The organism is Bosea vestrisii (genome assembly GCF_030144325.1).
GTDB classification, from domain to species: domain Bacteria; phylum Pseudomonadota; class Alphaproteobacteria; order Rhizobiales; family Beijerinckiaceae; genus Allobosea; species Allobosea vestrisii_A.
Genome location: NZ_CP126307.1, coordinates 1,677,410 through 1,689,878, shown reverse-complemented (window position 1 = coordinate 1,689,878; position 12,469 = coordinate 1,677,410). Strand labels below are relative to the sequence as shown.

17 protein-coding genes are annotated in these 12,469 nt (G+C 67.2%); 7 read left to right on the top strand and 10 right to left on the bottom strand.

Annotated features, from left to right (window positions below):
* Positions 1 to 8 precede the first annotated feature (8 nt).
* From QO058_RS08415 to QO058_RS08405, 3 genes are read left to right on the top strand one after another with little or no spacing between them, the layout of a single operon-like run.
* Positions 9 to 956, top strand: a complete 948-nt coding sequence (locus QO058_RS08415; RefSeq protein WP_284171579.1) for an ABC transporter permease — start codon at positions 9 to 11, stop codon at positions 954 to 956.
* Positions 953 to 1,810 carry an ABC transporter permease gene (locus tag QO058_RS08410; protein ID WP_284171578.1) on the top strand — a complete coding sequence of 286 codons (858 nt, stop codon included), beginning with the start codon at positions 953 to 955 and terminating at the stop codon, positions 1,808 to 1,810. The genes QO058_RS08415 and QO058_RS08410 overlap by 4 nt, the downstream gene beginning before the upstream one ends.
* Before the next feature lie 27 nt (positions 1,811 to 1,837).
* Positions 1,838 to 3,235 (top strand): amidase, encoded by a 1,398-nt coding sequence (locus QO058_RS08405; protein WP_284171577.1) that lies wholly within the window; start codon positions 1,838 to 1,840, stop codon positions 3,233 to 3,235.
* On the opposite strand, the gene QO058_RS08400 is transcribed toward QO058_RS08405, so the two are convergent.
* The 5 genes from QO058_RS08400 to QO058_RS08380 are packed head-to-tail and all read right to left on the bottom strand — an operon-like array spanning position 3,236 to position 5,160.
* The gene (locus QO058_RS08400) at positions 3,236 to 3,646 is read right to left on the bottom strand and encodes a DUF1801 domain-containing protein (protein ID WP_284171576.1); all 411 of its coding nucleotides are present in this window, start codon (positions 3,644 to 3,646) and stop codon (positions 3,236 to 3,238) included.
* 19 nt (positions 3,647 to 3,665) lie between these two features.
* Positions 3,666 to 4,142 (bottom strand): DUF1801 domain-containing protein, encoded by a 477-nt coding sequence (locus QO058_RS08395; protein WP_284171575.1) that lies wholly within the window; start codon positions 4,140 to 4,142, stop codon positions 3,666 to 3,668.
* Between the two features lie 10 nt (positions 4,143 to 4,152).
* Positions 4,153 to 4,374, bottom strand: a complete 222-nt coding sequence (locus QO058_RS08390; protein ID WP_284171574.1) for a hypothetical protein — start codon at positions 4,372 to 4,374, stop codon at positions 4,153 to 4,155.
* 34 nt (positions 4,375 to 4,408) lie between these two features.
* Positions 4,409 to 4,840, bottom strand: coding sequence for an SRPBCC family protein (locus QO058_RS08385; protein WP_284171573.1), 432 nt, complete (start codon positions 4,838 to 4,840; stop codon positions 4,409 to 4,411).
* A complete protein-coding gene (locus QO058_RS08380) occupies positions 4,837 to 5,160 on the bottom strand; it encodes an ArsR/SmtB family transcription factor (RefSeq protein ID WP_284172841.1) in 324 nt (107 codons plus the stop codon). Before QO058_RS08380 ends, QO058_RS08385 begins: the two co-directional genes overlap by 4 nt.
* Before the next feature lie 200 nt (positions 5,161 to 5,360).
* On the opposite strand from QO058_RS08380, the gene QO058_RS08375 reads away from it, so the two are divergent.
* Positions 5,361 to 6,161 (top strand): SDR family NAD(P)-dependent oxidoreductase, encoded by an 801-nt coding sequence (locus QO058_RS08375; RefSeq protein WP_284171572.1) that lies wholly within the window; start codon positions 5,361 to 5,363, stop codon positions 6,159 to 6,161.
* A gap of 20 nt (positions 6,162 to 6,181) precedes the next feature.
* Here QO058_RS08375 and QO058_RS08370 read toward each other — a convergent pair whose 3' ends face one another.
* Both QO058_RS08370 and QO058_RS08365 read right to left on the bottom strand, forming a co-directional pair.
* On the bottom strand, positions 6,182 to 6,763 hold the full coding sequence (locus QO058_RS08370; protein WP_284171571.1) for a DUF4337 domain-containing protein: 582 nt from the start codon (positions 6,761 to 6,763) through the stop codon (positions 6,182 to 6,184).
* An 81-nt stretch (positions 6,764 to 6,844) separates the two neighbouring features.
* Positions 6,845 to 7,771 carry a tyrosine recombinase XerC gene (locus QO058_RS08365; RefSeq protein WP_284171570.1) on the bottom strand — a complete coding sequence of 309 codons (927 nt, stop codon included), beginning with the start codon at positions 7,769 to 7,771 and terminating at the stop codon, positions 6,845 to 6,847.
* A gap of 95 nt (positions 7,772 to 7,866) precedes the next feature.
* On the opposite strand from QO058_RS08365, the gene QO058_RS08360 reads away from it, so the two are divergent.
* The 3 genes from QO058_RS08360 to QO058_RS08350 all read left to right on the top strand — a co-directional run bounded on the left by QO058_RS08360 (position 7,867) and on the right by QO058_RS08350 (position 11,282).
* Positions 7,867 to 8,913: an MBL fold metallo-hydrolase gene (locus QO058_RS08360; protein ID WP_284171569.1), complete on the top strand. Its 1,047-nt coding sequence runs from the start codon at positions 7,867 to 7,869 to the stop codon at positions 8,911 to 8,913.
* A gap of 141 nt (positions 8,914 to 9,054) precedes the next feature.
* Positions 9,055 to 9,975 carry a UbiA family prenyltransferase gene (locus QO058_RS08355; RefSeq protein WP_284171568.1) on the top strand — a complete coding sequence of 307 codons (921 nt, stop codon included), beginning with the start codon at positions 9,055 to 9,057 and terminating at the stop codon, positions 9,973 to 9,975.
* Positions 9,972 to 11,282: an FAD-binding oxidoreductase gene (locus QO058_RS08350; RefSeq protein WP_284171567.1), complete on the top strand. Its 1,311-nt coding sequence runs from the start codon at positions 9,972 to 9,974 to the stop codon at positions 11,280 to 11,282. The genes QO058_RS08355 and QO058_RS08350 overlap by 4 nt, the downstream gene beginning before the upstream one ends.
* Before the next feature lies 1 nt (position 11,283).
* On the opposite strand, the gene QO058_RS08345 is transcribed toward QO058_RS08350, so the two are convergent.
* From QO058_RS08345 to rnk, 3 genes are all read right to left on the bottom strand, one after another.
* The gene (locus QO058_RS08345; RefSeq protein WP_284171566.1) at positions 11,284 to 11,682 is read right to left on the bottom strand and encodes a type II toxin-antitoxin system VapC family toxin; all 399 of its coding nucleotides are present in this window, start codon (positions 11,680 to 11,682) and stop codon (positions 11,284 to 11,286) included.
* Positions 11,679 to 11,936, bottom strand: a complete 258-nt coding sequence (locus QO058_RS08340; protein ID WP_284171565.1) for a type II toxin-antitoxin system Phd/YefM family antitoxin — start codon at positions 11,934 to 11,936, stop codon at positions 11,679 to 11,681. The genes QO058_RS08345 and QO058_RS08340 overlap by 4 nt, the downstream gene beginning before the upstream one ends.
* 69 nt (positions 11,937 to 12,005) lie before the next feature.
* Positions 12,006 to 12,425, bottom strand: coding sequence for a nucleoside diphosphate kinase regulator (gene rnk, locus QO058_RS08335; RefSeq protein WP_284171564.1), 420 nt, complete (start codon positions 12,423 to 12,425; stop codon positions 12,006 to 12,008).
* Between the last annotated feature and the right edge of the window lie 44 nt (positions 12,426 to 12,469).

The following is a 12,469-nucleotide window of genomic DNA, read 5'->3' as shown; positions in this document are numbered from 1 at the left end:
GCTCCGCGATGACGGGCTACCTCCTGCGCCGGCTGCTGTCGTTTTTCGCGACGTTGCTCAGCGCGGCGATCGTCATCTTCCTCGTGCTGGAGGTCCTGCCGGGTGATCCCGCGGCGGTGACGCTCGGCCTCAACGCGGCGCCGGAAGCGCTCGCGGCACTGCGCGCCGAGATGGGCCTCGACCAGCCGGCGCTGCTGCGCTTCTTCTCCTGGATCGGCGGCCTCATCACCGGCGACCTCGGCCTCAGCTACACCTATCGCGTGCCGGTGACGCAATTGATCGGCGAGCGCATGGTGGTGACGCTGCCGCTCGCCTCGATGGCGATCCTGCTCGCCTCGGCTATCGGGATTCCCTTGGGGGCGCTCGCCGCGGCCAACCACAACCGTGCTGGCGATGCGGCGGTGATGGTCTTCGCCCAGGCTGGGCTCGCCATCCCGAACTTCTGGTTCGGCCTCCTGCTCGTGCTGGTCTTCGCGGTCGGCGCCGGCTGGCTGCCGGCCGGTGGCTTTCCGGGCTGGCATGCCGGCTTCTGGCCAGCACTGAAATCGCTGCTGCTGCCCGCCGTTGCGCTCGCTCTGCCGCAGGCGGCGATCCTTGCCCGTGTCACCCGCTCGGCCATGCTGGAGACGATGCAGGAGGACTATGTCCGTACCGCCCGTGCCAAGGGCGTCAGCCGGCGCCGCACCATGCTGCGCCATGTGCTGCGCAATGCGCTGATCCCGGTCGTGACCGTGCTGGGCCTGCAGTTCTCGGTGCTGCTGGCCGGCGCGATCATCATCGAGAACGTCTTCGCCCTGCCTGGTCTTGGCCGGCTCGTCTTCCAGTCGATCGCCCAGCATGACCTGATCGTGGTCAAGGACCTCGTCATGCTGTTCTCAGGCCTGGTCGTCTTCATCAATTTCGCGATCGAACTGCTCTACGGGCTGATCGATCCGCGCCTGCGGCAGGCGTCATGAGCGCGGTCGCGCCCCGTTCGCGCCCGCGGCGCTGGTGGGCCGGCCCGTCCTTCCTGGCCGGCCTGCTGCTCGGCGGGCTCGTCGTCGCGATGGCGCTGATCTCCTATCTCTGGACGCCCTATGAGCCGACCCAGATGGCGATCCTGAAGCGCCTGCGGCCGCCTTCGGCCGAGCACTGGTTCGGTACCGACCAGTTCGGCCGCGACGTGTTCTCGATGATCATGGTCGGCGCCCGCAATTCGCTGGCGGTGGGACTTGGCGCAGTTGGGCTCGGCCTGACCGTCGGCAGCGCGCTCGGGCTGATCGCGGCGATCCGGCGCGACGGGCTGCTCGACAACCTGATCATGCGTATGGCCGATTTCAGCCACGCTTTCCCGGCCGTGCTCTCGGCGATCATGATCAGCGCGGTCTGGGGTCCCGGCATGATGAACGCCGTGATCGCGATCGCGCTGGTCAGCCTGCCCTATTTCGCAAGACTTGCTCGGGGAGCGGCGCTGCAATGCTGGGCGCTCGATTATGTGCTGGCGGCGCGCGCAGCCGGGCTGACCGAGATGGCGATCACGCGCCATCATGTCCTGCCCAACATCGCCGGCGTGCTGGTGGTGCAGGCGACGATCCAGTTCGCGCTCGCCATCCTGGCCGAGGCCGGCCTGTCCTATCTCGGGCTCGGCACGCAGCCGCCGGCGCCGTCCTGGGGCCGGATGCTGAACGAGGCGCAGACCTTCATGGCGGCGCAGCCCTGGCTGGCGATCTTCCCGGGCGCAGCGATCGCGCTCTCGGTGCTGGCCTTCAATTTGCTGGGCGACGGCTTGCGCGACGCGGTCGATCCGCGCATGCGCCGGTCCCGGGATTAGTCTGGATATGCTTGCGGAGCCTTCCTCATGATCGAGTTCGCCGATCTCAGCGCCGTCGACATGCTCCGGGCCTTCCGTTCGCGCGAGCTTTCGCCGCTTGAGGTCACCGAGGCGGTGATCCAGCGCATCGAGATCTGGGAGCCGTCGCTGAAGGCGCTCTATGCCTATGATCCTGATGGCGCCCGCGCCGCCGCGAAGGCGAGCGAGGCGCGTTGGCGCAAGGGCGAGGCGCTGGCGCTCGACGGCGTGCCCTGCACCATCAAGGAGAACATCGCGACCAGGGGCACCCCCGTGCCACTCGGCACGGCGGCGATGGAGCTTGCCCCCGCAGCGGCCGACGCCCCGCCGGCGCAGCGCCTGCGCGAAGCCGGCTGCGTCATCCTCGCCAAGACGACGATGCCCGATTACGGCATGCTCTCCTCCGGCCTGTCGAGCTTCCATGAGCTGGCGCGCAACCCGTTCGACCTCACCAAGAACCCGGGTGGCTCGTCGGCCGGGGCCGGGGCGGCGGGAGCGGCCGGCTACGGGCCCCTGCATGTCGGCACCGATATCGGCGGCTCAATCCGCCTGCCGGCCGGCTGGTGCGGGCTCGTCGGCCTGAAGCCGAGCTTCGGCCGCGTGCCGATCGACCCGACCTATTACGGCCGCGTCGCCGGGCCGATGACGCGCACCATCGCCGATGCTGCGCTGATGATGCGCGAACTCTCCAAGCCGGACGAGCGCGACCCGATGTGCCTGCCACCGGAGGAGATCGCCTGGGGCGAGCTCGAGCGCGAGCCGCGCGGGCTCAGGATCGGATTGCAGCTCGAAGCCGGCATCGGCCTGCCGGTCGAGCCGGAGGTGAGAGCGGCGATCGTCAAGGCGGCCGACGCCTTCCGCAAGGCGGGTGCGATCGTCGAGCTGGCGCCGCCCTTCCTGACGCAGGACATGCTCGACGGGCTCGACGATTTCTGGCGCCAGCGCGCCTGGGCCGAGATCGGCGCGCTACCGAGGGAGCGGCAGGACAAGGTGCTGCCCTATATCTACGCCTGGGCCGAGCGCGGCCGCTCGCTCACCGGAGCGCAGGTCCATCGCGGCATGAGCCAGATGCTGACGATCCGCCATGCGGCGCTGAAAGCGATCGCGCCCTTCGACTATGTGCTCTCGCCGGTCTCGCCGGTGCCGAGCTTTGCCGCCGAGCTCGCTTCGCCACTCCACGATCCCGAGCGGCCGTTCGAGCACATCGTTTTCACCGTTGCCGCCAACATGTCGGACCAGCCGGCGATCTCGGTGCATGCCGGCATGACTTTATCCGGCCTGCCGATCGGTCTGCAGATCACCGGGAAACGCTTCGACGATCTCGGCGTGCTGCAGATGGCGCGGGCCTGGGAGCGCTTGCGCGGGCAAGGACCGGAATGGCCTCGCGCTCCCCAGCACGCGGGTTGATCAGGCCTTCTTCGGTTTCTTCCCGGCCGTGTTCAGCGCTACCGCAGCCCGAATGAGCGCTGCCAGCGCCGCTTCGTCGATCGCGGAGCTCGCATGGATGTCGATCGCGCGCCTCGTGTTGCCGTCCAGGCTGGAATTGAACAGGCCGGCGGGATCGGGCAGCGAAGCGCCCTTGGCGAAGGTCAGCTTGACCGCGCCCTTATAGGTCTCGCCGGTGCAAATGATGCCGGCATGCTCCCAGACCGGGACGCCGCGCCATTTCCAGGTTTCGACCACCTCGGGATCGGCCTGCCGGATGATGGCGCGGACCCTGGCGAGCGCCGCCCCGCGCCAATCGGTCAGTTCCGCGATCCGGGCGTCGATCTGCTCGGAGGCCGAGGCTGCGTCGGTTCTCTCATTTGCCTGCTTCATGGGGCCGATATCCTCGTTGTCACATCTTCTCGCCGGGCAAGGTGGCGGCCTGCTTCACCCAGGCGCTGAACTGCGCCTCGTCGAGTTCGTCATCCTCGCGGATGTCGAGATAGCGCACCTCCTTCTGCTTGGAGGGGCCGGGTGGGACAGGATCGAGCCCGGCGCCGCGGAAGAAGGCGACCTTCACATATTTTGCGAAGACATGGATGCCGAGGAACCAGTAGTCGTCCTCCATGCCGTAGAGCGGCGAGTTCCACTTCACCGCCTTCCTGACGCCGGGCACGGCGGCGGTTATCAGCGCGTCCAAGCGGGCTCCGAGCCTGCTCTTCCAGCCAGGCATGGCGGCGATATAGGCCTGCACCGGCGCCTCGCCATAGCCCTTGGCGATCTGCGGATTGCCGCCCGAAAGCAGGACGGGTTCCGTGCTCGCGCCGGCCCCTCCTGCCGTCTTCGTCGCTGTCTTCTTCGCCGATGCTTTGGTGGTCTTGCCCGCCATGTCTCGACTCCTACCCGTCAACCCGCTGCCCGCTCCGCCAGCCGGCGACGTAGGGCAGTGCGAACATATAGAGACCCGAGAAGATCAGCAGGAACAGCGGCAGCAGCGGCGAATAGACGATCCAGGCCGGTGGTGGTCCCAACGCCATGACGACGAAATTGGCGATCACCGTTGCCGTGAAGATGATGGCGAGCCAGCGATGGCCCTGACGAATAGCGCTGCTCCAGGTCACGAGAACCTCCTTGCAAATATGAGAATCGACATGGTCACTCCGCCCGCTCCAGCAGCTGCTCCAGCTTGCCGAAGAACTCCTGCCAGCCCGCCCGGGCGCCGCCAAAAGCCTGCTTCTGCTCCGGCCGGAAGCCGGCCTGCTCCATGCGCAGCAATGTGCCTTTGGCCGTCGGGGTGAGCGTGAAGGTCACGACGCTCTTCATGTCGAAGGCAGGGTCGTCATGGGCAAAGTCCCAAGTGTAGGACAGCGTCCGGTTCGGCTCGATGTCGAGGACTTCGCAATCGAGCACGCCGCCCCACTCGCCGCGCAGGTTGAAGCGATGGCCGACGACCGGCGCGAAGTCGTTCTTCATCAGCCATTCCGCGATCAGATGCGGCTGCGTCAGCGCGCGCCAGAGCTTTTCCGGCGGATGGGCGATCTCGCGCTCGACGGTGACGGAGCGCGTTTGCGTTGCGGCGGTGCTCATTGATCCATCCTTGTGAGCAAATTTTCGAGGTCGTCGAACCGCGCCTCCCAGAACCCGGCCATCTGGCTGGTCCAGTCGATCAGCGGGGAGAGCGCGCCGAGCTGGGCGCTGTAATGGGTCTGGCGGCCGGCATGGCGATCGCGCACCAGCCCGGCCTGCTTCAGCACGCCGAGATGTTTCGAGACCGCCGGTTGCGAGACCCCGGCCTGCGCGGTCAGCGCCCCGACCGTCTGCTCGCCGTCCCGGCACAAGCGCTCGAAGATGGCGCGCCGCGTCGGGTCGGCCAGCGTCCTGAACAGCAGATCGTGAGCATCCTGCATCGAGATCGATAACCCGTTGGCTATGGGTTTATTCATAACCACAGAGATATGGGTGGTCAAGCGCTCTCGCGAACGATGCGGGGCAGAGCCGCGGCAGACGCGCTGGACCATGTGGCGCGGCTCCCGCAGGATGCCTAGTGAAACTGCGGGAACCTTGCTGTCAGCACGCTCCCACGATCACGTCTTCAAGGAACCCCACCATGGATCTGATGCTGAACGGCAAGCGCGCTCTGGTCACGGGCGGCAGCAGGGGGATCGGCCGCGCCATTGCGCGGCAGCTGGCGCTCGAGGGCGTCGACGTCGTCATCGCCGCGCGCAACCAGGCGGAGCTCGACGCTGCCGCTGCCGAGCTGGCGCGGGAGACCGGCCGCAAGGTCGTCGGCCTGACCGTGGACACGCAGGACGATGCCTCGGTGAAGGCAGTCGTTGCCGGCACGGTCGCGGCGCTGGGTGGGCTCGACATCTTAGTCAATGCCGCTGCCAAGCCGGGCGGGCAGGCGACGCCGCCCAAGCTCGCCGAGATCACCGACGCGCTGTTCTTCGACGACGTCAACGTCAAGGTGATGGGTTATCTCAGGATGGCGCGCGAGGCGGCGCCCGCGATGGAAGCCAATGGCTGGGGCCGGATCATCAACATCAGCGGGCTCGCGGCGCGCCTGACCGGTTCGACCATTGGCTCGATCCGCAATGTTGCCGTCGCGGCGCTGACCAAGAACCTCGCCGACGAGCTCGGCCCGAAGGGCATCAACGTCACGGTAGTGCATCCCGGCACGACGCGCACCGAGAAGACGCCGGGCGTGGTTGCGGCGCGGGCTGCGGCGTCCGGAATGGCGGCCGAGGAGGTCGAGCGCCGCATGGCCGCCAATGTCACGATCGGCCGGCTGGTCGACATGGCCGAGGTCGCCGACATCGTCGCCTTCCTGGCCTCACCGCGCAGCGTCGCGATCAATGGCGACGCGATCGCCTGCGGCGGTGGCTCGAAGGGCGCGATCCACTACTGAGCGGTCGCCCCGCTCGCCGGCTAGAACAGCGCGGTCGGCGCGACCTCGGCGACGATCATCAGCGCAAGCCCGAGTGCTCCCAGGCCGACGCCGGTCCAGGCGAGCAGGGCGACGCCGGTGATGATCGCCGCCGAGGCGACGACGATGGCGATCTGCAGCAGGCCCGAGACGATGTCGTATTTGTCGTCGCGGGCGCTGGAGATGTCGCGCCTGGCCTCGGCCGCCTTGGCGCGGACGATCAACTCCTTGCGGCCCTCATTGGTCTCGGGCTCGGATTCGTAGCGGGCGATCGTCGCCTTCCAGCCGTCGATGCGCTTCTGCAGGCGTTCGCGCACGGCCGGATCGGTGGCGCCCGCAAGCTCGACCTCCATCGCGTCGGCGGCGGTACGCAGCGTCGTGCCGCGGATCGTCTTGGCCTGAAAGAAGGCCCAGAGATTGGAGGCTTCGATGTTCTTGGACAGCGCGTCCTGCTCGGCGTTCTTGCCGCCGATTTCGGAGAAGGCGAGCAAGAGCGCGAGCACGCCGATCAAAAGGGCGATGCGCTTGTTGGATTTGCTGGTCGGCTGATTGTCTTCGGTGACGTCTGGTGCAGCTGAGGCCACGAACTGATTCCCCCGGAAAGGCCCTGCGTGATGGCCGGGTCGGGTGACGGAATCAAGACGATTTTACGGAAGGTAAGGGAGTTATCCGCGGGCTCGTGGATGGGCGGAATCATAGGCCGCGAGCAGGCGGGTGGAATCGATGCGGGTATAGATCTGCGTCGTCGAGAGCGAGGCGTGGCCGAGCAGCTCCTGGATAGCACGCAGATCACCGCCACGGCCGAGCAGATGCGTGGCGAAGGAATGGCGCAGCGCATGCGGCGTTGCGCTGCCCGGCAGCCCGAGCGAGCCACGCAGGCCCTCGACGGCGAGCTGGATGATGCGCGGCGAAAGCGGTCCACCCTTGACGCCGACGAAGAGCGGGCCTTCGGGCGCGAGCCGCCACGGGCATTGCGCGAGATAGGTGGCGATGGCCTCGATGACGATGGGCAGCACCGGCACCATCCGGGTCTTGCCGCCCTTCCCGAGCACGGTCAGCGCATCGGCGGTGCTCACCGGGGCCTGCGAGCGTTTCAGGCCGAGTGCTTCGAAGATGCGCAGGCCGCTGCCATAGAGCAGCGAGAGTACTGCGGCATCGCGGGCCAGCACCCAGTCGGGCCGCTCCTCACCGGCACGGCTGTCGGCTTTGGTTACCGCCGCGGCTGCTTTCGCATCGAGCGGGCGGGGCAGGCCCTTGCCGAGTCGCGGTCCGCGCGTCGCGGCGAAGGCGGCGGCGGTCAGCCGGCCGCTGCGCTCGCCGAAGCGAGCCAGCGAACGCAGGGCCGCCAGTTGGCGCATCAGCGTGCGGTTGCCGACGCCGTCGCGGCGGCGATAGCCGAGAAAGGCGCGCAGGTCCGCCGGCTTCAGGGCGGCAACAGCCTTCAGCGTCGGCGCTGTATCGAGATGATGGGTGAGGAAGGTGGCGAACTGGGCGATGTCGCGGCCATAGGCCTCGAGCGTCTTCGGCGAGAGCCGGCGCTCATGGCCGAGATGGGCGAGCCAGTCGCGCCGGAGGGTGTCGAAATCGCTCATCGTGCCGATCTTGCAGCGCGAGGCTTAACAAGCGTTGTCTGGCTCGACCACCGCCTGCTATGAACCCCCCATAAATTTGTTCAGGGCTGACCAAGTTGCACGCTCCCGATCCGCACGGCCTGATCTTTCCCTTTCCCGAGCCGCCGGCGCCCGGCCAGCTGATCGAGGTCGCGCCGGGCATCTTCTGGGCGAGGATCGCGCTGCCGTTTCGGCTAGACCACGTCAACATCTACCTGATCGAGGACGGCGACGGCTTCGCGGTGATCGACACCGGCATCGGCGACGAAGCGACCAAGCAGGCATGGCTCGCGCTGACCGCGGGCGCTCTCGCCGGCAAGCGGCTGACCCGGCTCTTCGTCACGCATTTCCATCCCGACCATATCGGGCTTGCCGGCTGGCTGCACGAGCGCTTCGGCACGCCGCTCTTGACCAGCCAGACGAGCTATCTCGGCTGCCTCAACATCTCGCTCAGCCCGGGGGCGGCGGAGGCGCCGGTCTACAAGGATTTCTACCTGCGCCACGGTCTCTCTGCCGAGGTGACTTCGGTCGTCTCGACGCTTGGCCATGGCTATCTCCGCCAAGTCACCCCGCTGCCGCCGACCTTCACCCGCGTCGTCGCCGGCGATGTGCTGCGCATTGGCGGCCGCGATTTCTTCGTGCTGGCGGGCGACGGCCATGCGCCGGAGCAGCTGATGTTCCACTGCCCGGAGGCGAACGTCTTCCTGGCGGCGGACCAGGTGCTGGCCAAGATCACGCCCAACATCAGTGTCTGGGCAGTCGATCCCGAGGGCGATCCGCTCGGCCTCTATCTGCGCTCGCTGAGCGCCCTGCCGCAGGCGATCCCGCCGGGGACGCTGGTCCTGCCCGGCCATCAACTGCCGTTCTACGGCCTCGCAGAGCGCTGCGCCGCGCTCGCCGCCCATCATGGCGAACGCTGCCGGCTGATCTCCGATGCGGTCGCCAAGGGGGCGCATTCGGTCGCCGAACTGGTGCCGGTGATGTTCACCCGGCCGCTCGACCCGCACCAGCTCTCCTTTGCCTTCAGCGAGGTGTTTGCGCATGTGAACGCGATGCTGCGGCAGGGGGAACTGCGCTGGGCCGAGCCGCAGGCCGGCACCATGCGGGTCATGGTGGCCGGCTGAGACCGGGGCATTTGAAAATTAAGGATGATCCGAGAAGACGGGTCCACTGAGCCCGCCGGTCCACCCGGAATTAGGATTCCCATCGCATCAATGCACGTGATGAGCGCGGGCGGTTCGGAAGAATCCGAACCGGGCGGTGTCATGTGTTGGGCAGGCGGCGAAGCGGGGACGATGGCTCTACCGGCGATGCTTCGGGCGATGCGGCCGCATCATTGGGCGAAGAACGGCCTCGTCTTCGTGCCGATCCTGCTCAACCATGATGTCTTCGCCTCGAAGGCGCTGCTCTACGGCCTCGTCGCCTTCGTTTCCTTCTCGCTGATGGCGTCGTCGATCTACCTCCTCAACGACATCATCGACGTCGAGGCCGACCGCCGTCACCCGACCAAGTGCAAGCGCCCGCTCGCGGCCGGCGAGATCACCAAGGGCCAGGCCTATGGGATGGTCCCGGGCCTGCTGATCGCCTCGGTCGCCCTGACGGCGCTGCTGCCGCGGCCGGATCTCTACCTGATGGCCTGGGGCGCCTATCTCGTTCTGGCGCTCGCCTATCTCTTCGTGCTGAAGCGCAAGCTCCTGGTCGATGTGCTCGGCCTCGCCGCTTTGCACACGGTTCGCATCATCGCCGGCAATGCGGCGGCGGCGATCCCGATCTCGTCCTGGCTGCTCGCCTTCTCGATGTTCCTGTTCCTGAGTCTGGCGCTGATGAAGCGCTATGCCGAGCTGCGCATCACCCAGGACCAGTCCGGGCTGAAGAAAGCGGGCCGCGGCTACCAGGCCGAGGACATCGAGGCGCTGTCGCAACTCGGCATGGCCTCGGGCTGCACCTGCGCGCTGATCATGGCACTCTATGTCGACAGCGCCGCGGTCAAGCAGCTCTACCGTCATCCCGAGATGATCTGGTTGGTCTGCCCGATCATCCTCTATCAGATCGCGCGCATGTGGTTCCTGGCGCGGCGCGGCAACATGCCGGACGATCCTCTGATGTTCATGATCCGGGATTGGCGCAGCCAGCTGATGGGTGCGGTCGTCGTCTTGATCATGCTCGGAGCGAAAGTGCTGCCGTGAGCAAGGAGCGCGCCGTGTTGCGCTCATGGGGCGGGCTGGAAGCCAGGGATTCCACGCTGATCGAACCGGATGACTGGCTCGTGGGGCTCCGGGGCAGCGAACCGGTGCTGGCCTACGGCAATGGCCGCTCCTATGGCGATTCCTGCCTGAACGATGGCGGCGGCCTGATCGCGGCGCGCCGGCTCGGCCGGATTCTCTCCTTCGACGCCGGGACCGGGATCATGGTCTGCGAGGCCGGGGTGCTGCTCGACGAGGTGCTGAAGCTCTGTGTGCCGGCTGGCTGGTTTCCCCCGGTGTCGCCCGGTACCAGCCTCGTCACCATCGCCGGGGCGCTCGCCAACGATGTCCACGGCAAGAACCATCACCGCGCGGGGACCTTCGGGCGGCATGTGCGCAGTTTCGAGCTGGCGAGATCGGACGGCTCGGTCCTGACGTGCTCGCCGATTCAGAATGCCGAGCTCTTCGCGGCGACGATCGGCGGGATGGGGCTGACCGGGCTGATCACGCGGATCGAGCTGCAATTGATGCCGGTCGATTCCGCCGAGATGCTGCAGGAGGTGATTCGGTTCGACGGGCTCGACGGCTTCTTCGCCATCGCCGCTGCGTCCGACGCGACGCATGACTACACCGTCGCCTGGGTCGATTCACTTGCCGGTGGTCGACAGTTCGGGCGGGGCGTATTCTTCCGTGCCAACCATGCACCAGCCTCCGACGTCCCGCCGGCGAAGGCCGGGCCAACCCTGCCGTTTCCGCTGACGCCGCCATTCCCGCTGATCAATCGGCTGAGCTTGCGCGCCTTCAACGCGCTCTATCGCGCCGCCCAGCCGCGGACGCCGGAGCCGCGGCGCATCGCCTATCACCCGTTCTTCTATCCGCTTGACCGCATCCGCGACTGGAACCGCGCCTATGGGCCCAGGGGCCTGCGCCAGTTCCAGTGCGCCGTGCCGATAGCGAATGCGCGCGAGGCGGTCGAGGAGATGCTGCGCCTGACACTGAGGGCCGGCGAGAGCTCGTTCCTCACCGTGCTGAAGCTGTTCGGCGACGGGCCCTCGCCGGGGATGATGTCTTTCCCGATACCCGGCGCGACACTGACGCTCGATTTCCCGCATCGCGGCGAGCGCACCCTCAGACTACTGGATGCGCTCGACCGCATCGCGATCGAAGCCGGCGGACGGGTCAATCCCTACAAGGACGCGCACATGTCGGCTGCGACCTTCGAGGCCTCGTTCCCGCACTGGCGCGACTTCGCGCGCCATATCGATCCTGGCTTTTCCTCGAGCTTCTGGCGGCGGGTGACGGGCGTTTAGCTCAGCCTGGCCCGGCCTTGCCAGCCACGACGATGTCCGTGCGGGTAAAGTCGTCCCCGACGAAGAGCAATGGGCAATCATGCTGCCGCGCCAGTTGGTAGGAGAAGCAGTCGCCGAAGTTGAGCCCGGCTGGAGCGACACCCTTGCCCCAGGCGCGATAGGCATCGGCGACGCCGTGCGCGGTTGAAAGATCAGCCGTCTCGACCGCGAAGCCGAGACCGCCAAGCAAGTCCGTCATCTCGGCCTGCACGCCGCGCCGCTCCGCCACGATCAGCGCCTCGGCAATGGTCACCGCCGAGATCGAGAGATTTGGCTCCTCTGCGAGCGCGGTCATGCAACGCTTTGCTTCCGGCTCGTCGAGCACGATCGCCATCAGTGCCGAGGTGTCGACGACGATCATCGCGGCATGCCGTCATCGTCGTAGAGGAAGTCCTGACTGCGCGCCGCGTCCGGCCCGGTCAGAGCTTTCGCCGCTCCCGAAAGCCGTACGCGCTCCATCAGTGTGCGGCGCTCCACTCTTCCGACAATGCGCTGTACTGGAACCAGACGCACGGCTTCTTGGCCGTGCCGGGTGAGAACGACGGCTTCGCCCGCTTCTGCCCGGCGAACCAATTCGGTGAGCTGAGCTTTAGCGTCGCTGACGGATATGCGCATGGCGGGGCGACCTCCGATACGGTCGCCAATGTGGACCATTCAATAGTCGATATCAATGAAAGAAGAGAGTCAGATCGCGGCCATGGCTGCCTGCTCGACCGCCGTCACCGTCAGCACGTGCTTCTTGCCGTCGCGGGCGGTCCAGGCGATCGACTGACCGGCGGCGAGGCCGATCAGTGCCGCGCCGATCGGGGTCAGCACCGAGATGCGGCCCTGCTCGATGTCGGCCTCGCCGGGATAGACGAGCTGGACGCGGCGATGCTGGGCGCTGTCGGAATCGAAGGTGACGAAGGAGCCCATGCGCACGACGTCGGCCGGCAGCTTACCCGGCGCGACGACCTTGGCACGGTCCATCTCTGCGAGCAGTTCCTCGGCGACCTCGGGCACGCGCTCGAGGGCCGTGGTGGCGAGGCCGGTCAGGCGCTCATGGTCGATCTCGCCGACGATGATCTTCGGCTTGCGATGGGTCTTCTGGGTCGACTGGGTCATGGGTTTCGTATCCTGCGATGACGCGCACAACGGCGGCGCCAGAG